At 48.1% G+C, this 18,985-nt stretch carries 11 protein-coding genes, 7 tRNA genes, 3 rRNA genes and 1 other annotated feature; of the genes, 14 read left to right on the top strand and 7 right to left on the bottom strand.

The features are described from left to right. Position 1: 1 nt before the first annotated feature. The 4 genes from pdxT (at position 2) to PP175_RS00095 (ending at position 3,560) form a co-directional block, all read left to right on the top strand. The gene (gene pdxT / locus PP175_RS00080; RefSeq protein ID WP_272440930.1) at positions 2-589 is read left to right on the top strand and encodes a pyridoxal 5'-phosphate synthase glutaminase subunit PdxT; all 588 of its coding nucleotides are present in this window, start codon (positions 2-4) and stop codon (positions 587-589) included. Positions 590-694: 105 nt separating this feature from the next. Beyond that, positions 695-896: a binding site (T-box leader), on the top strand. 81 nt (positions 897-977) lie between these two features. Beyond that, positions 978-2,261 (top strand): serine--tRNA ligase, encoded by a 1,284-nt coding sequence (serS, locus tag PP175_RS00085; protein WP_272440931.1) that lies wholly within the window; start codon positions 978-980, stop codon positions 2,259-2,261. Positions 2,262-2,446: 185 nt separating this feature from the next. After that, a complete protein-coding gene (locus PP175_RS00090) occupies positions 2,447-3,025 on the top strand; it encodes a chromate transporter (protein ID WP_272440932.1) in 579 nt (192 codons plus the stop codon). A gap of 4 nt (positions 3,026-3,029) precedes the next feature. Next, positions 3,030-3,560, top strand: coding sequence for a chromate transporter (locus PP175_RS00095; protein WP_272440933.1), 531 nt, complete (start codon positions 3,030-3,032; stop codon positions 3,558-3,560). Between the two features lie 25 nt (positions 3,561-3,585). Here PP175_RS00095 and PP175_RS00100 read toward each other — a convergent pair whose 3' ends face one another. From PP175_RS00100 to hutU, 3 genes are read right to left on the bottom strand one after another with little or no spacing between them, the layout of a single operon-like run. Next, positions 3,586-4,593: an agmatinase family protein gene (locus PP175_RS00100; protein WP_272440934.1), complete on the bottom strand. Its 1,008-nt coding sequence runs from the start codon at positions 4,591-4,593 to the stop codon at positions 3,586-3,588. Further along, a complete protein-coding gene (gene hutI, locus PP175_RS00105; protein ID WP_272440935.1) occupies positions 4,568-5,872 on the bottom strand; it encodes an imidazolonepropionase in 1,305 nt (434 codons plus the stop codon). The genes PP175_RS00100 and hutI overlap by 26 nt, the downstream gene beginning before the upstream one ends. Then, on the bottom strand, positions 5,869-7,548 hold the full coding sequence (gene hutU, locus PP175_RS00110) for a urocanate hydratase (RefSeq protein WP_272440936.1): 1,680 nt from the start codon (positions 7,546-7,548) through the stop codon (positions 5,869-5,871). The genes hutI and hutU overlap by 4 nt, the downstream gene beginning before the upstream one ends. A gap of 210 nt (positions 7,549-7,758) precedes the next feature. On the opposite strand from hutU, the gene PP175_RS00115 reads away from it, so the two are divergent. After that, a tRNA-Arg gene (locus PP175_RS00115) sits at positions 7,759-7,834 on the top strand. A gap of 150 nt (positions 7,835-7,984) precedes the next feature. Here PP175_RS00115 and PP175_RS00120 read toward each other — a convergent pair. From PP175_RS00120 to PP175_RS00135, 4 genes are read right to left on the bottom strand one after another with little or no spacing between them, the layout of a single operon-like run. Further along, positions 7,985-9,079 (bottom strand): GerAB/ArcD/ProY family transporter, encoded by a 1,095-nt coding sequence (locus tag PP175_RS00120; protein ID WP_272440937.1) that lies wholly within the window; start codon positions 9,077-9,079, stop codon positions 7,985-7,987. Positions 9,080-9,093: 14 nt separating this feature from the next. Further along, complete coding sequence (locus PP175_RS00125; RefSeq protein WP_272440938.1) at positions 9,094-9,327, bottom strand: hypothetical protein; 234 nt, start codon at positions 9,325-9,327, stop codon at positions 9,094-9,096. 6 nt (positions 9,328-9,333) lie between these two features. Then, positions 9,334-10,551, bottom strand: coding sequence for a Ger(x)C family spore germination protein (locus PP175_RS00130; protein ID WP_272440939.1), 1,218 nt, complete (start codon positions 10,549-10,551; stop codon positions 9,334-9,336). A 10-nt stretch (positions 10,552-10,561) separates the two neighbouring features. Then, a complete protein-coding gene (locus tag PP175_RS00135; RefSeq protein ID WP_272440940.1) occupies positions 10,562-12,169 on the bottom strand; it encodes a spore germination protein in 1,608 nt (535 codons plus the stop codon). 901 nt (positions 12,170-13,070) lie between these two features. On the opposite strand from PP175_RS00135, the gene PP175_RS00140 reads away from it, so the two are divergent. The 9 genes from PP175_RS00140 (at position 13,071) to PP175_RS00180 (ending at position 18,751) form a co-directional block, all read left to right on the top strand. Beyond that, positions 13,071-14,605, top strand: a 16S ribosomal RNA gene (locus PP175_RS00140). A gap of 98 nt (positions 14,606-14,703) precedes the next feature. Beyond that, positions 14,704-14,820, top strand: a 5S ribosomal RNA gene (gene rrf / locus PP175_RS00145). Positions 14,821-15,076: 256 nt separating this feature from the next. Beyond that, positions 15,077-18,015, top strand: a 23S ribosomal RNA gene (locus tag PP175_RS00150). Together the 16S, 23S and 5S rRNA genes with 6 tRNA genes alongside form the textbook arrangement of a ribosomal RNA operon. 100 nt (positions 18,016-18,115) lie before the next feature. Further along, positions 18,116-18,188: transfer RNA gene (locus tag PP175_RS00155), tRNA-Glu, on the top strand. 7 nt (positions 18,189-18,195) lie between these two features. After that, positions 18,196-18,271: transfer RNA gene (locus tag PP175_RS00160), tRNA-Val, on the top strand. Between the two features lie 136 nt (positions 18,272-18,407). Then, positions 18,408-18,483 (top strand) — tRNA-Phe (locus tag PP175_RS00165). Positions 18,484-18,490: 7 nt separating this feature from the next. Continuing rightward, a tRNA-Tyr gene (locus tag PP175_RS00170) sits at positions 18,491-18,574 on the top strand. A 7-nt stretch (positions 18,575-18,581) separates the two neighbouring features. Then, positions 18,582-18,656: transfer RNA gene (locus PP175_RS00175), tRNA-Gln, on the top strand. Positions 18,657-18,675: 19 nt separating this feature from the next. Then, positions 18,676-18,751, top strand: a tRNA-Lys gene (locus PP175_RS00180). The last annotated feature ends 234 nt before the right edge of the window (positions 18,752-18,985 follow it).

The following is an 18,985-nucleotide window of genomic DNA, read 5'->3' on the forward strand; positions in this document are numbered from 1 at the left end:
CATGAAAGTTGGAGTTTTAGCTTTACAGGGTGCTGTAGCTGAACATATCCGCATGCTTGAAAAGGCTGGTGCAGAAGCGATTCCGGTTAAGAAGGTTTCTCAGCTGGTTGATATCGATGGATTGGTACTCCCAGGCGGGGAAAGTACAGCTATCGGTAAACTGATGAAAGAATACGGTTTTGATACCGCTCTTCTTGAATTTTCCGCTCAGAAGAAGCCAATTTTCGGAACGTGTGCGGGCCTCATTATTCTGGCGAGGGAAATTGCCGGCCAGGATTGGGTACATCTTGGGCTTATGGATATTAAAGTTGAGCGCAATGCGTTTGGCCGCCAGCGTGAAAGCTTTGAGACGGATTTGGTGATGGAAGGTGTAGCGGACGATTTTCGCGCGGTATTCATTCGTGCACCGCTCATTTTAAATGTTGGCGATAAGGTAGAAGTGATCTCCCGCTATAAGGATGAGATTGTAGCGGCCCGCCAGGATCATCTGCTCTGCGCTTCCTTCCATCCTGAGCTAACAGAAGACGCCCGCATGCACAAATATTTCTTAAGTATGGTTGAGCAGTATCGTGGCGTTTCTATTAAATAATTATACAAATAAAGGGGTACTTCGATTTTGAAAAGTACCTCTTTTATTTTTTGCATATTCGTTGTATCTATAGTAAAGTAGGAAATAGCAAACGTTTGACAGATAGTAAAGGCTTTGACGAGAACCAGTAGGCAGTTAACGTTCGTCCAGAGAGTCGGTGGATGGTGAGAACCGATCGGGCGTGCTGCAGAATCCATCTCTGAGCTGACGGCGATAAGCCGGGACGGATCCCATCCGTTATTTGGGCTTGAGGGCATACATACGTATGCTGAAGTAGGGTGGCAGCACGGGTAATCTCGTCCCTGATTGGGGAGGGGATTTTTTTTATGTTTAAAAAAGATAAGTATCTTACTTTACTTGAGAATATGAAGTGGGAGGAATTCCAGTTATGTTAGATGTAAAACGACTGCGCAACGATTTTGAATCCGTGAAGAAAGCATTGCAAAACCGCGGTGAGAAACTAAACGAAATCGATAAATTCGCTGAATTTGATACAAAACGCCGCGCGCTCTTAACAGAGAGTGAACAGCTGAAAAATAAGCGCAACACTGTATCTGAGCAAATCGCTGTACTGAAAAAAGAGAAGAAAGATGCAGCTGATTTAATTGCAGAAATGAAGGAAGTCTCCACTAAAATTAAAGATTTTGACGAAGAAATCCGCGTTCTGGAAGAAGAGATTTCGCAAATTATGCTGTCGATTCCAAACGTGCCTCATGAGAGTGTGCCGGCAGGATTGACAGAAGATGACAATGTGCCGATTCGCCAGTGGGGAGAGCCCACCAAGTTTGATTTTGAACCGAAACCGCATTGGGAAATTGCAACCGAACTTGGCATTCTGGACTTTGAAGCAGCCGCTAAAGTAACGGGCAGCCGCTTTGTGTTTTACAAAGGGCTCGGTGCGAAAATGGAGCGGGCGCTCATTAACTATATGCTGGATTTGCATACCATGCAGCATGGATATGAAGAAATTCTTCCGCCTTATATCGTGAATCGGGAGAGCATGACAGGTACCGGCCAGCTGCCCAAGTTTGAGGAGGATGCCTTTAAAGTCGCTGACACGGATTACTTCTTAATTCCGACAGCGGAAGTGCCGGTTACCAACTATCACCGGGATGAGATCCTTTCCGGAGATAAATTGCCGATTCGCTATGCAGCGTTCAGTGCCTGCTTCCGATCAGAAGCGGGTTCTGCAGGCCGGGACACACGCGGACTTATCCGCCAACATCAATTCAATAAGGTAGAACTCGTTAAATTCGTTAAACCAGAAACCTCGTATGATGAGCTCGAAAGTCTGGTAGGTAATGCAGAGAAAGTGCTCCAACTGTTGAACCTTCCTTATCAAGTACTGAATATGTGTGCAGGGGATCTTGGTTTTACCGCCGCCAAGAAGTATGACATCGAAGTATGGATTCCAAGCTATAACACCTACCGGGAAATTTCATCATGCAGTAATTTCGAAGACTTCCAGGCCCGCCGCGCCGGCATCCGTTTCCGCCGCGATCCGAAAGCCAAGCCAGAATTTGTACACACATTAAATGGCTCAGGCCTGGCAATCGGACGCACCATGGCAGCTATCCTTGAGAATTACCAGCAAGCCGATGGAAGCGTAGTGATTCCAGAAGCACTGCGCCCGTATATGGGTGGCGTCGCGAAAATTGAGAAGAAGGCGTAGGAGAAAGCTTTGGCTTGCACCATTCGTTGGTGCTGGCACAATCGTCTTATCTGCAAAAAGAGGCATTCAACCTGACACGGTTGGATGCCTTAATCTTTAATGGAATGAATGGGTTTTACCTCAGCCGACCGCATAATTATTAGAATGTTCCATGAATAATATGATTGTATTGAAAGGAGAACCAAATGGAATATTGGAAGCTCTTTCTTGCTTTTTTTCGAATCGGGATTTTCGGATATGGGGGCGGCCCCTCGATGATTCCTTTGTTTCATGCAGAGTGTGTAAAAAATTATAAGTGGGTAACAGCTGAGGAATTTGCTGATTATTTAGCGCTTGGTAATGCGTTGCCCGGGCCAATCGCAACTAAAATGGCCAGCTACATTGGTTATCGTGTAAAAGGCTGGCTTGGCGCTTTCATTGCGATCATCGCGGTTTCTTTCCCGGTTTTAATCGCCATGATATTCCTGCTCAGCTTCGTAAATAAGCTGAAGGGTTCCAGCTACGTTAATGGAATGATCCAGGCCATCCAGCCTGTAATAGGCGTTATGATGGCTGTTCTTGCGTACGAGTTTATAATGAAGGGGTGGAAAGGCGCTGGCAACAAAATTGGGATCGTGTCGATTATAGTTATCTCTCTTATTGCACTCGTATTCTTCAACATACATCCTGGTATTCTCGTTGGCCTTGCACTGGTTGGGGCTTTCGTATATTCCACCAGGATTCAGCGCGCTAAGCGAAAAGATTCCTTAAATAAAGGAGTTTAATCCCATGATTTATTTACAAATTTTCTGGGCCTTCTTTATTGCAAATATCCTGGGTTATGGGGGAGGCCCCTCAAGCATCCCATTGATTCAAAATGAGGTGGTAAGCCACTATCATTGGATGACGGTCCAGCAGTTCGGGGAAACGCTCGCACTTGCAAACGCATTGCCAAGCCCGATTAACACGAAGCTAGGCGGCTACATTGGCTATCAGGTGGCCGGTGTATCTGGAGCCATTATCGCTTTTATCGCTACAGTGGCCCCCACGGCTATTGCGATGATTATTCTGCTTAAATCGATGAACCTGTTTAAGGATGCGCCTCAGGTTAAGTCCATGACGCAATCGATCCGCCCTATTATCGCGGTATTGCTTGGGGTACTGGCTTATCAATTTTTCCAGCATGCGGTAATGGGTGCAGGGTGGATTCATACCATCATTCTTAGCGTGGCGTCCTACATCCTGCTGGAAAGGATCCGGATCAACCCGGCCATTGTAATCGCCGCTTCCATGATTTATGGCATGATATTAATCAAATAATGCCGCGATTCTGGCCTGGTTGTTATTACAATGAAGCAGACGAGGAATGGATGCGCATATAGTATCCGGTTAAAAATGTAAGCATCGTATGGACACCAGCTTTTATGGTTGACCCTGCAACATCTTTCATGGGGTCCAAGCAAACGATATCCATTGCCTTGACCTTTTTATGCAAAGAGGTCTCGTATACAGCGTCAAACAGCTCATACGTTTGCATCCCGCCGGGTGTGGAAGCGGGAGCACCCGGTGCACAGCCTATATCCAGCACATCCATATCTACTGTAAGGTAAATGGTATCCACTTCACGGCTGAGATTTGCCAGAGCGGTACCGACAGTTGAGGCTATTCCCTGTTTGCGGGCCTGGTTAAGCGTGACATAATGAACACCCATTTGATCGGCGTATTCTTTTAGCGAGCGGGCATTGTAGAACCCGTGCAGCCCAATGTTCCATACATTTGAGCCTTTAACGGTGCCGCTATCTATTAAATTGCGAATGGGTGTCCCGTTGGTTGGACCATTGTCATCCAGGCTTCGCAGATCAAAATGAGTGTCGAATTGAAGGATGCCGATTCTCTCACCGAGATGACTCTCTTTCCATCCTTTAACAAGCATGGCTGTAACCGAATGGTCACCCCCCAGCATAATCGGCAGCGCATGGGGATGAGAAAGCCGCATCTGGATCATAGCTTCTTTTATATTTTGGTGTGACCGAGCAATATCTGTCACATGCTGTCTGACATCCCCGAGATCCACAACCTGCATCGCAGTGAAATCGACATCGTAATCCAAATGATAGGGATTAAAAAATTTCCATGCTGCACGCATCACATCCGGATTCTCGCTTGCACAAGAGGCACTAATAGAGGAGCGGGATAGCGGCACCCCCAGAATGGTAACATCGTACCTACTCCAATCAATTGGTTCATCCGGATGGAGCGTTTGAATCCACTCATGCACCTTGGGTTCAGAGACATGGGGATCGCGAAGCCAATGAAAAGAGGGTGGTTTAAGAAGCGGATAGGGATACGTCATACATAGCCACCCCTTTTTTAATGACAATGCGGCCATTTTTGACCACCGTATTGACAAGGTTTACGCCATAGTGATACTGAAGAAAAGCATAATTTGGGGCATCGAACATTACAAGATCAGCTTGCTTTTCCGGTTCAATGCTGCCGATTCGATCCGCCATTTTTAATGCATGAGCCGCATTAATGGTACTAGCAGTTAGCACTTCAGAAAGTGACATGCCCATTGTTAAGCAGGCTAAATTCATCATAAGAGGCATCGAAACAGTGGGGGAAGAGCCTGGATTGCAGTCCGTTGCCAGCGCGACAGGGCAGCCAGCTTCTATCATTTTCCGCCCGTTTGCCGGCTCTGTCATTAAGAAGAAGGCTGTTCCCGGCAAAAGCACGGCAACTACTCCTGAGGCCGCCATCTGCTGAATGCCAGAATCAGAAGCGCGCAGCAGATGGTCCGCCGATACTGCCTTTAGCTCTGCTGCCAGCTCGGCTCCCTGGTACGGTTCAATCTCGTCCGCATGTATTTTGGGGAGCAGACCATAAGAAAGGCCGGCTCGAAGAATCTTTTTGGCCTGTTCAGGGGTGAACACCCCTTTTTCACAGAATACATCATTAAAGGAGGCCAGGCCGCTCCTGGCAACCTCAGGTATCATTTCTGATACGATTATTTGGACAAAATCATCCGGATTGGTTTTATATTCTTCTGGTATTGCGTGGGCACCCATAAAAGTAGAAACGATATCGACAGGATGCTTTTCATTCAATTTATGGGCGGCGCGGAGTTGTTTGAGTTCACTTTCGAGTGTCAATCCGTAGCCGCTTTTTGCCTCAACGGTTGTGACGCCGTGTTTAAGCAAGGAGTCCAGCCGGGTTGTTGCCTGCTGGATGAGTTCCTTTTCAGAAGCGGCACGGGTCGCACGGGTTGTGCTGTGTATTCCGCCTCCCGCCCTCATAATTTCCATGTAGGTTTTGCCGTTGAGCCGCATTTCAAATTCAATTTCCCTGCTTCCCGCATACACCAGGTGCGTATGCGGATCAACCAGACCTGGGGTAACAATCTTGCCTGAGGCATCAAGTATTTCGGCTTCACCCAGTCTTTCGTGATAGCGCCGGGCAAGTTCGCTGTCCGTCCCCACAGCCTGGATTAGGCCATCCTCTACCCAAACTGCCCCGTCCTCTATAATGGATAGTTCGCTCATTTGCCTGCCTGTTACAGGTTGTTGTGACCCGCTTGCCAGCGTAACCAACTGGCTGGCATGCCGGATAAAAAGGGGGATTCCCGCTGTCATTGGCTCTCCCCCTGGTGTGTATTTAACATCGGTATCCGGACGCCGCGTTGATGTGCTACTTGAATGGCTTTTTCATAGCCGGCATCAACATGGCGCACCACACCCATCCCGGGATCCGTTGTAAGTACGCGCTTGAGCCGTTCTGCGGCCTGTTTGGTTCCATCCGCCACCACAACCATACCGGCATGCAGGGAATAACCCATTCCGACACCGCCGCCGTGGTGGACGGAAACCCAGCTTGCACCTGCTGCAGTATTGACAAGCGCATTTAAAATTGGCCAATCGCCAACGGCATCGCTTCCGTCCTGCATGGCTTCCGTCTCGCGGTTCGGGGATGCTACGGACCCGGCGTCCAGGTGGTCGCGGCCGATTACAATCGGAGCGCTAATTTCCCCGGAAGCCACCCTTTCGTTAATGGCCAATCCAAATTTAGCCCTCTCGCCATAACCCAGCCAGCAAATTCGGGCCGGAAGCCCCTGGAAGGTTACTTTTTCACGCGCCAAGGTAATCCAGCGCTTTAAATGTTTATCATTCGGGAAAAGCTGCAGGACTAATTCGTCGGTTTTATAAATATCTGCCGGATCACCAGACAATGCTGCCCAGCGGAAGGGTCCTTTTCCTTCACAAAAGAGCTGCCGGATATAAGCCGGTACAAAACCGGGAAAGTCAAATGCATCTATGACGCCCTCGTCATAGGCAGCCTGGCGAATGTTGTTTCCGTAATCAAAAACAACGGAGCCTGCTTTTTGCAGATCCAGCATCGCCCGTACGTGTACTGCCATGGACTGCTTCGACAGCCGCACATACTCCGCCGCATTCGATGCCCGCAGTTCAGCCGCTTTTTCCATTGTGAACCCCGCTGGAATGTAGCCGTTTAACGGGTCGTGGGCAGAAGTCTGATCCGTTACAAAATCTGGTGTTATACCGCGCTTTACCAATTCGGGGTAAACCTCGGCTGCGTTGCCGACAAGCCCAATGGATAGCGGCTGTGCTTTCTTCTGCGCTTCATCTGCAAGCCGCAAAGCTTCATCCAGGTCATGCACCATTACATCGCAGTAGCGTGTATCGATTCGCCGCCGAATACGGGCAGCGTCAACCTCGACTCCGATGATGACGCCTTCGTTCATCGTCACCGCAAGCGGCTGTGCTCCTCCCATGCCGCCAAGCCCGGCGGTCAGCGTCAGGGTGCCTTTCATGGTTCCGCCGGTGTGCTGGCGTGCTGCTTCGGCGAACGTCTCATACGTTCCCTGCAGGATGCCCTGGGTGCCAATATAAATCCAGCTGCCTGCTGTCATCTGCCCGTACATCATCAAACCTTTCTTATCGAGGGAGTGGAAGGTATCCCAGTTCGCGTAGGCAGGAACAAGCATCGAATTCGACAGCAGTACGCGGGGTGCCTGGGTGTGGGTCTTAAAAATGGCAACTGGCTTACCGGATTGGATGAGCAGCGTTTCATCATTTTCAAGCTCTTTTAAGCAGGATATGATTTTATCCAAGCACTCCCAGTTCCGCGCTGCCTTGCCAATGCCGCCGTACACCACTAAATCCTCCGGCCGCTCTGCCACTTCCGGGTCAAGGTTGTTCATCAGCATACGAAGGGCGGCTTCCTGCTGCCAGCCCTTTGTATGGAGGGATGTTCCCCGGGGTGAGCGAATGGTACGCTTTATAGGTGCCATGTCTAATCTCTCCTGTCGTCGAGAATTAAGCTACCACTATCGTATTAAGATCGCACGCAAAATAGAGCAGAATTTGAATGGAAAGGCAGACTTGATACATGATGCGTATGCCGAATTGAACATACTAATGGCTTAAAACAACTGGAAAGTATCAGGGGTTGAATTGGATTTAGTTCTTCGATATAATATTTGTTGTGACTTATCTAAAATGGCTCCGTAGCTCAGTGGATAGAGCGTCGGTTTCCTAAACCGTGCGTCGGAGGTTCGACTCCTCTCGGGGCCACCATACATAATCCAGTAAAATCAAGGGTTCTCGTGACCCTTGTTTTTTTATTTCCAAAAAAAGTGATGCAAACAGAACAAAATTGCTAATGGATATCCGATTACCCTCCTCTGTACGAATAAAATGGACAAAGAAGCGGAAATGCAGAAACGATCAATTGGAGCATTTTTTTCGAAACATCGCCACGCCTAACAAGAGTAAAGGCAGAAATAAACCATAGGTCATAGAATAAGGCGTCCATATTTCGGCTATAAACCTTTGGAAATAAATAATATTCGGACTCCCCACAATAGATAGAACAAGGAGCAGCATCCCTAAAGGAAAGGTGAGAAACCGATAATCTCTTAGCTTCAATGTTTGCGCTACCCCTAAAGCGGTTGCATAGAAGCAAAGGGTCAGTTTGAAAAAGAGGGTGAGAAACCAAATTCCTGCCATAACCGCTTCGATTCGTTCAAAAAAATGACCGATACTGATTTTTTTGGCTAATACATAGCTAGGATAGATCTGGATTGCCGTTAAATCGGGGGTAATAACCAGTATGGATAACAATGTAACGATGGTGATCATCATCCCCCCAAACAAGGTGCCTCCCCATAACGCTTTTCTAGCCTTTTCTATACGATGGACATAAGGAAAAACCATTAAAAAAACAACCTGCTCCAAATAAGGGAGACCAAGATTGCGATATGTGGCCCAAATCACTGGCTTGATCCCTCCCTCCAACATAGGCTGCATATTCTCAACATGGATTTCCGGCAACATAGACACAACCATAATCAAAAAAAGTAGGAAGATCCAAGGAAAAAAAATCTCGGCTGCTCGCGCTTGCGTTTCCAGTCCGAGTCTTGTTCCCATAATAACAATCCCCAGGAAAGTCATAAAAATAAATTCAATCGGGGTTTTGGGCAAGATTTGCGTAGTCATAAAATCGCCAATTTCCCGAAGCAGAGAAAAGGCCAAGATGAAAAAATAGAGCAAAAAAGAAAGGGAGACCACCTTACCTATCCATTTCCCAAAAATTTCTTCACTGAACTCCACTAAGGTCAGTTTGGGAAAGCGTTGGCTTAATGTATAATATAACCATACGAATAGCAAGCCGATCCCCATATCCAGAATTGAGGCCATCCATCCGTCTTGCTTCCCATCACGGACAAGACCCGATGGGGCTACTAAAATCGAGCTGCCTATTGTAAACATGATGATATATATGAACAATTGCTTTACTCCGATCATTCCCTTTTCCAGCATCTTTTCACCTTTCCTTACTTCAACCACCCTGCGAGAAGGTGATAGATGGGTCGATAAACAGCCGAAATCCAATCTATTGGATTGGAAAGTTGGACTTGAAACGCTTGTGCGATACTTAAACCGGTTCCTATAAGGAGAAGAATCGAAAATACGGCTACTTCCTTCTTCCATTTTTTCTCCCACAGTCTTGGAAATTCGAAAATAAAAATGATCCCTACAATAACTAGAATTCCCATACCTGCCACCATTTGGTTCTACTCCATCTTCTTTAAAAAGGAATTATTGACAGATCCTACACGACGGATGTATACCTTTACGTATACATGAACGGCTGTATCGGCAAACTTCTGCTCTCGCCAATGATTCTTCATCTTTTTCCACGACCTTGGGTCAGCCCGATGAATGATTTCGCCGAATCCAAAGATATCTGCTTCTAGTTTACGAGCTTTCTTCAATGCCTTTTCAATTTTCCCTCGGATATCCTGCTCTGTTCGCTTCTCTAAGTCATGAATCGTTTTTGTTTGGGTTAGATCTAAGTCTTCGCATTGCACTTCGCCTACATTGCCTTCAGCGCGAAAGGTAACATCAATGATTGGCTTCCCATTTTTTACTCTCCCCTTCGTCTCCGTTTTGGTTCGAATAAGCTCCACATTCGCTTTTGCCTTTTCTTTCTTCGGGCAGGGGAACTCGACAACCGTTCCTTTGACTCCCCCATTTCTGAGATAATTCCATCCTTTTGTTTCATCTTCGTTTAACCACCCGACTAATTGATCCTCTTTAAATACTCCCACTCCGTAATACTCCAAACGAGCAGGAGAATCGATGGCCTTTAAATTGTCCTGGATATTTCCCTGTTTTTCACTTCCTATAATTTTAATTCTGGTTAACACTGGATCCTTTCCTTTCGCTATTAAATCACTAATCAACTCATCGAGTTTTTTCGTTCCTGTTGCGGCCCATATCTTATTTGATGTTTCCAGTTTAGTGTACATGTTCTGGGAGGGGGTTTTCTCGACGGGTGTTAAAATTTTAAGAATGTCACTGGCCTTTTTTTCACTGGTTATCGCGATATAAAAATCGGTTCGAACTTGATAATTTCGAGAGAACAGATCCAGTACCTTCCTGATTCCGTCTTTTGCCACTTTTTCTCCAATCACCAGCATTTGAAGATGGGAGAAGTAGAGCTGTCTGGGGGCTATCGTAGATATTCTACGGATAGCCTTAAAGAGGGTATCCCCCTTAGCTTGATAAGTCGTTACAGCAACTTGACCTCCCCCTCCCCCTCCTTTTTTCTGGGGTGCCACCTCCGAAGGATTTACAAGTTGAACGGTTACTTCATATTGATTCCCGACTTTATCAATCCCTGCTGCCGTTACAATGGCCAGCTCATTTAATTCTCTCCGATCCCAACAACCTGTAAGAAAAATCAAAGACAAGAGGAAAATAATCAATAGAAGCCCAATCCGTTTCATCTTTTAGCTCCTATTCCTGATTGTAACGCTGATCCGGCTCTGGCTTGGCAGTGGGTGGATTTTGTTCTCGCCTGATATTTTTTTGACTAATTAGCCGAGGGCGGGAAAACATGCCCCACCAAGGAACACGAAAGATCGCATCCTTTTGGTCCGTCATATTAAACGGTGCAAAAGGTGACATATAGGGAACCCCAAAAGAACGAAGACTACATAGATGAAGCACCATCGCAATTAAACCTAAAGTAATCCCGTAAAAACCAAAGGAAGCAGCTAAAAACATCATACCAAAGCGCAGTATACGGATGGAAATGGCCATATTAAAAGCAGGAAAAACAAAATTTGAAATTGCCGTAATGGATACCACAATTACCATCGCAGCCGATATAATGCCAGCCTCTACTGCGGCAGTACCAATAACGAGTGCGCCAACGATGGATACCGATTGTCCTACCGCTTTTGGCATTCGTATCCCTGCTTCCCTCAGAATTTCAAAGGTGACCTCCATTATGATTGCTTCAATAAAAGCAGGAAACGGAACTCCCTCACGTTGAGCTGCTAAACTAACGAGAAGCGTGGTTGGAATCATTTCCTGATGAAAAGTGGTAATGGCAATATATAGAGATGGAGCTAGTAAAGCAATAAAAAGGCTTAAAAACCGTATCATCCGTATCAGAGTTGCGATATCCCCCCTCTGATAATAGTCTTCCGCCGTTTGGAAGAAGCTTACAAACAATGTTGGAACTAATAGCACAAAGGGGGTGCCATCCGCCAGTATGGCCACTCGCCCTTCCAAAAGGCCCGCCGCAATCACATCCGGCCGTTCCGTATTAAAAATTGTAGGAAACGGAGAAAACGTCTCGTCTTGAATTAGTTCCTCAATATACCCACTTTCCAATATTCCATCTATCTCAATTCTGTCTAATCTACGATGAACTTCTTCCACGATCTTGTCATTCACAATCCCTTTGATATACATGATGGATACATTCGTTTTGGTTTGGGTTCCTATTTTCTTAGTTTCCAACCAAAGGTTTGGATTGTTGATTTTGCGTCGGATCAAGGCCGTATTGGTTCGTATGTTTTCAGTAAATCCATCACGCGGGCCACGAATAACCGTTTGAGTAGTCGGTTCCGCTACTCCCCTGTCTTTTCCTCCTTTTAAACTGATGGTAAACCCCTGGGAATATCCATCCAATAAAATAGCTGTATCTCCAGATAACATGGATGTATATAACGTTTCAAAATCCCGCACTTCTTGGATTTCACCCACCGTAAGAACGGCATCTTTTAAGAGTTGTAATTGATTGGGATGAGAAAAAAACGCTTCTCCTACCTCTATTTCCCCCATATTAATCATTAGCGTTTCCATGATAAAGTTATTCACGGCATTGGCATCCGTCAAACCATCTATGTATAGAATCCCAGCTTTCATTTTTTTGGTTTTTCCGATTCGAATCTCTCGGGAAACCAAATCGGAACTATTTCCTAATGTTTCTTTAACCATTAAAAAATTTTCTTGAATCCTGTTTTTTAAAGGATTCTTTTGATCTGAGCTTTTATTTTTTGAATGAGGCGGAGTTCGATTCAGGATTTTTTTTATGGTTTTTATTAATCCCATTTCTAACACCCTCCCTTGGTTTATCTTGAAATTTATTATTAACCACAACTTACATTTCCATGCCTTTACAAGAGTGCAAACCGTTTGTCATTCGGTTCAAGATAAAGTCTCCCTGCATCGATAGAAATTCTTACGGCGGTGGATGGATTCCACGATTACAGGAGACTTCACTTGTCAGTTGGGTACCCCGCAATCACGTTCGTAATCTCCTAATAGCTGTATCAGATATGATTGTAAAAATAATTAATTACTCTGGACCGATGGCAGACGGTGATACAGGCAGTTATGTATCTGAGTTTGATAATTTAGATAAGAAGCTATTATGCAAAAGACCACTTATGATCAATTCGACTTCTGTCAAAAGGAAATGGTTGATTACTTGGAAAAGGATCACAATTATTCGCAGGATGAAGCCGTAAAGTGATAAATGATGATTATGTAGACGTTCTTAACCTTTCATAAGATTCAAGCACATTATCTACCTGTAATTCAATGTCTACAATTTGGATTTTTTAATTATCTTGCAGAATTAATGGTGCTTCACCTTCTGGAAACTTCATTTTCAACTAAAGTCCAAATCGTTCCATTATCTCACCTGGGATCCTTAAACCAATTTTTATATTGATGAATAGTTTTCAGCGTGGTACTATGTAAATCTGCCCGTTAAAAGGATAACTTGCTTTTCATAAAAACAATGTAAATTGGAAAAAATAAGTTGTTGATTGGTAAAGCAAAATGTTATAAGATAGTTAAGTCGCCGCTGATAACTGATTGATAGAGTGGTTGACTGATAAAGTTCCTTGAAAACTGAACAGTGAAATGCCAAATGTGCGATTGACCCAGAATTCAATTCTGGATTTATTAAGTAAGACCAGCTCGTATGAGCGAACAGCATCGAACCTTTTTGGAGAGTTTGATCCTGGCTCAGGACGAACGCTGGCGGCGTGCCTAATACATGCAAGTCGAGCGGACTTTGAGAAGCTTGCTTTTCAAAGTTAGCGGCGGACGGGTGAGTAACACGTGGGCAACCTGCCTGTAAGCCTGGGATAACTTCGGGAAACCGAAGCTAATACCAGATAGGATGCAGAACCGCATGGTTCTGGATGGAAAGTTTTCGGACACTTACAGATGGGCCCGCGGCGCATTAGCTAGTTGGTGGGGTAGTGGCCTACCAAGGCGACGATGCGTAGCCGACCTGAGAGGGTGATCGGCCACACTGGGACTGAGACACGGCCCAGACTCCTACGGGAGGCAGCAGTAGGGAATCTTCCGCAATGGACGAAAGTCTGACGGAGCAACGCCGCGTGAGCGATGAAGGTTTTCGGATCGTAAAGCTCTGTTGTCAGGGAAGAACCGCCGGGAAGACCTCCCGGTCTGACGGTACCTGACGAGAAAGCCCCGGCTAACTACGTGCCAGCAGCCGCGGTAATACGTAGGGGGCAAGCGTTGTCCGGAATTATTGGGCGTAAAGCGCGCGCAGGCGGTTTCTTAAGTCAGGTGTGAAAGCCCACGGCTCAACCGTGGAGGGCCACCTGAAACTGGGAGGCTTGAGTGCAGAAGAGGAGAGTGGAATTCCACGTGTAGCGGTGAAATGCGTAGAGATGTGGAGGAACACCAGTGGCGAAGGCGACTCTCTGGTCTGTAACTGACGCTGAGGCGCGAAAGCGTGGGGAGCAAACAGGATTAGATACCCTGGTAGTCCACGCCGTAAACGATGAGTGCTAGGTGTTGGGGACTCCAATCCTCAGTGCCGCAGCTAACGCAATAAGCACTCCGCCTGGGGAGTACGGCCGCAAGGCTGAAACTCAAAGGAATTGACGGGGACCCGCACAAGCGGTGGAGCATGTGGTTTAATTCGAAGCAACGCGAAGAACCTTACCAGGGCTTGACATCCCGCTGACCCCTCTGGAGACAGAGGCTTCCTTCGGGACAGCGGTGACAGGTGGTGCATGGTTGTCGTCAGCTCGTGTCGTGAGATGTTGGGTTAAGTCCCGCAACGAGCGCAACCCTTGTCCTTAGTTGCCAGCATTCAGTTGGGCACTCTAGGGAGACTGCCGTCGACAAGACGGAGGAAGGTGGGGATGACGTCAAATCATCATGCCCCTTATGTCCTGGGCTACACACGTGCTACAATGGATGGTACAACGGGCTGCTAACTCGCGAGAGTATGCCAATCCCTAAAAACCATTCTCAGTTCGGATTGCAGGCTGCAACTCGCCTGCATGAAGCCGGAATCGCTAGTAATCGCGGATCAGCATGCCGCGGTGAATACGTTCCCGGGTCTTGTACACACCGCCCGTCACACCACGAGAGTTTGCAACACCCGAAGTCGGTGAGGTAACCGTAAGGAGCCAGCCGCCGAAGGTGGGGCAGATGATTGGGGTGAAGTCGTAACAAGGTATCCGTACCGGAAGGTGCGGATGGATCACCTCCTTTCTATGGAGAATCGGCACACTGGCACTTTCACTGTTCAGTTTTCCAGGAACTTCTTCTTGGAATTGAATACAAAATGAGATACACTAAGTATCTTGCTGTCTGGCAGTTATGGCGAAGGGGTCACACCTGTTCCCATCCCGAACACAGAAGTTAAGTCCTTCAGCGCCGATGGTACTTGGGCGGCAACGCCCTGGGAGAGTAGGACATTGCCAGGCCGGCAACCTAACGGTTGCTGTCACATTGCACTTTGAAAACTGAATCATGGAAGAAACAATGCGCAATAGGAAAATCCAATTGTAACAACCTTTTAGGTGAAACCGGATTTCCATGAAAGAAAGCGGCATGAGAAACGAGAGATTCAAGGCGCGGCAGGACCGAGCAGCGGAGCGTATGATTTTGATACGTGAGCAGCGCAGGGACAACGCAACGCAGAAGATCGACGTTGATCAGGACGCTTGATTGGAAACCAGAGGTTAAGCTATAAAGGGCACACGGTGGATGCCTAGGCGCCAGGAGCCGAAGAAGGACGTGGCGAACTGCGAAATGCTCCGGGGAGCTGTAAGCAAGCGTTAATCCGGAGATGTCCGAATGGGGAAACCCACGATTCGTAATGGGATCGTACTCCTGCCTGAATCCATAGGGCAGGTAGAGGCAGACCAGGGGAACTGAAACATCTAAGTACCCTGAGGAACAGAAAACAATAGTGATTCCGTAAGTAGCGGCGAGCGAACGCGGAGAAGCCCAAACCGGAAGGTTCGCCTTCCGGGGTTGTAGGGCGTCTCACATGGAGTTACAAAAGACGGTCATAGATGAAGCGGCCTGGAAAGGCCCGTCACAGAAGGTAACAACCCTGTAATCGAAATGGCCGTCTCTCCGAGACGTACCCTGAGTACCGCGAGACACGTGAAACCTCGTGGGAAGCTGGGAGGACCATCTCCCAAGGCTAAATACTACCTGGCGACCGATAGTGAACCAGTACCGTGAGGGAAAGGTGAAAAGCACCCCGGGAGGGGAGTGAAAGAGAACCTGAAACCGTGTGCCTACAACTAGTCGGAGCACATTAACTGTGTGACGGCGTGCCTTTTGTAGAATGAACCGGCGAGTTACGGTTGCGTGCGAGGTTAAGGTGAGAAGCCGGAGCCGCAGCGAAAGCGAGTCTGAACAGGGCGAGTGAGTACGCAGCCGTAGACCCGAAACCGTGTGATCTACCCATGTCCAGGGTGAAGGTGCGGTAACACGCACTGGAGGCCCGAACCCACGCACGTTGAAAAGTGCGGGGATGAGGTGTGGGTAGCGGAGAAATTCCAATCGAACTCGGAGATAGCTGGTTCTCCCCGAAATAGCTTTAGGGCTAGCCTCGGATTTACTGTACCGGAGGTAGAGCACTGATTGGATGCGGGCCCCTCGCGGGGTACCAAATTCAGTCAAACTCCGAATGCCGGCTACAGATATCCGGGAGTCAGACTGCGAGTGCTAAGATCCGTAGTCAAAAGGGAAACAGCCCAGACCACCAGCTAAGGTCCCTAAATCTTCACTAAGTGGGAAACGATGTGGAGTTGCCCAGACAACCAGGATGTTGGCTTAGAAGCAGCCACCATTTAAAGAGTGCGTAATAGCTCACTGGTCGAGTGACTCTGCGCGGAAAATGTAACGGGGCTAAGTGAAGTACCGAAGCTGTGGCTTGACACCGTAGGTGTCAGGGGTAGGGGAGCGTTCCTGCAGCGGTGAAGCTCGACCGGAAGGACGGGTGGAGCGGCAGGAAGTGAGAATGCCGGTGTAAGTAGCGAAAAGAAGGGTGAGAATCCCTTCCGCCGAAAGCCTAAGGGTTCCTGAGGAAGGCTCGTCCTCTCAGGGTTAGTCGGGACCTAAGCCGAGGCCGAAAGGCGTAGGCGATGGACAACAGGTGGAAATTCCTGTACTACCTCTACTTCATTTGAGCGATGGAGGGACGCAGGAGGGTAAGGCAAGCAGACTGCTGGTTATGTCTGTCCAAGCAATGAGGCGTGTGTATAGGCAAATCCGTACACTGTAACGCCGGGTTGTGATGGCGAGGGAAATTTAAGTACCGAAGTTCCTGATCTCACACTGCCAAGAAAAGCTTCTAGCGAGAAGTAAGGTACCCGTACCGCAAACCGACACAGGTAGGCGAGGAGAGAATCCTAAGGCGCGCGAGAAAACTCTTGCTAAGGAACTCGGCAAAATGACCCCGTAACTTCGGGAGAAGGGGTGCCCCGCTAGCGTGATAAGCGTGAGGGGGCCGCAGTGAAAAGGCCCAAGCGACTGTTTAGCAAAAACACAGGTCTCTGCGAAGCCGCAAGGCGAAGTATAGGGGCTGACGCCTGCCCGGTGCTGGAAGGTTAAGGGGAGCGGTTAGCGCGCAAGCGCGAAGCTGTGAACCGAAGCCCCAGTAAACGGCGGCCGTAACTATAACGGTCCTAAGGTAGCGAAATTCCTTGTCGGGTAAGTTCCGACCCGCACGAAAGGCGTAACGACTTGGGCACTGTCTCGGCAAGAGACTCGGTGAAATCATACTACCTGTGAAGATGCAGGTTACCCGCGACAAGACGGAAAGACCCCATGGAGCTTTACTGCAGCTTGATATTGAATGCTGGTATGATTTGTACAGGATAGGTGGGAGCCTTTGAACCCGGACCGCCAGGTTCGGTGGAGGCATCCTTGGGATACCACCCTGATTATGCCGGCCTTCTCACTCGCATCCCTTATCGGGATGGAGGACCGTGTCAGGTGGGCAGTTTGACTGGGGCGGTCGCCTCCTAAAGTGTAACGGAGGCGCCCAAAGGTTCCCTCAGAATGGTTGGAAATCATTCGCAGAGTGTAAAGGCACAAGGGAGCTTGACTGCGAGACCTACAAGTCGAGCAGGGACGAAAGTCGGGCTTAGTGATCCGGTGGTTCCGCATGGAAGGGCCATCGCTCAACGGATAAAAGCTACCCTGGGGATAACAGGCTTATCTCCCCCAAGAGTCCACATCGACGGGGAGGTTTGGCACCTCGATGTCGGCTCATCGCATCCTGGGGCTGAAGTAGGTCCCAAGGGTTGGGCTGTTCGCCCATTAAAGCGGTACGCGAGCTGGGTTCAGAACGTCGTGAGACAGTTCGGTCCCTATCTGTCGTGGGCGCAGGAAATTTGAGAGGAGCTGTCCTTAGTACGAGAGGACCGGGATGGACGCACCGCTGGTGCACCAGTTGTTCCGCCAGGAGCAACGCTGGGTAGCTATGTGCGGCCGGGATAAGCGCTGAAAGCATCTAAGCGTGAAGCCCCCCTCAAGATGAGATTTCCCACAGCATAAGCTGGTAAGACCCCTTATAGATGATGAGGTAGATAGGTTCGGGGTAGAAGTGCGGCAACGCATGGAGCTGACGAATACTAATCGGTCGAGGGCTTAACCCAAATTTTAAGGAATTCCTAACGCATGGTTACTTCCAATTCAGTTTTCAAAGTGTAAAAAAAATTGTTCCGGGAAGATCCTTCGGGGCTTTTTTTACGTCATGGCCTGTTGGAGAAGCGGCTTAACTCACATGCCTTTCAAGCATGCATTCAGGGGTTGGAATCACCTACGGTCGCATTATTGGAGGATTAGCTCAGCTGGGAGAGCATCTGCCTTACAAGCAGGGGGTCGGCGGTTCGATCCCGTCATCCTCCACCATATAGTTCCGCAGTAGCTCAGTGGTAGAGCAATCGGCTGTTAACCGATCGGTCGCTGGTTCGAGTCCCGTCGGCTCCGGTCATTGCATTCAATGAAGAGACGTGCCTCTCACCGACAGAAAAAAGTTAGCAAATTTGGCTCGGTAGCTCAGTCGGTAGAGCAGAGGACTGAAAATCCTCGTGTCGGCGGTTCGATTCCGTCCCGAGCCACCATGTATTTGGAGGGGTAGCGAAGTGGCTAAACGCGGCGGACTGTAAATCCGCTCCCTTGGGTTCGGCAGTTCGAATCTGTCCCCCTCCACCATTATAATTGGGGTATAGCCAAGCGGTAAGGCAACGGACTTTGACTCCGTCATGCCCTGGTTCGAATCCAGGTACCCCAGCCATTTTAGCTTTATTATGTAAGAGCCATTAGCTCAGTTGGTAGAGCACCTGACTTTTAATCAGGGTGTCACTGGTTCGAGTCCAGTATGGCTCACCACATTCAATTAAAGGTGATGAGTATGATCATCTGCAGACTTTGTAAATAATGCAAACAGGACTCTCACCAGAGAGGAAGTTCTGCTAAAAGCGCAACGTCGTGTTGCAACGCAGAACCTCGCACGTCCTCTGCATCGGAGTCCAGTATGGCTCACCATTTTAATCAAAAGTGATGAGTATGATCATCTGCAGAATTCTTAATAATGCGAACGGGACTCTCACCAGAGAGGAAGTT

Source organism: Aneurinibacillus sp. Ricciae_BoGa-3 (assembly GCF_028421645.1).
GTDB lineage: Bacteria > Bacillota > Bacilli > Aneurinibacillales > Aneurinibacillaceae > Aneurinibacillus_B.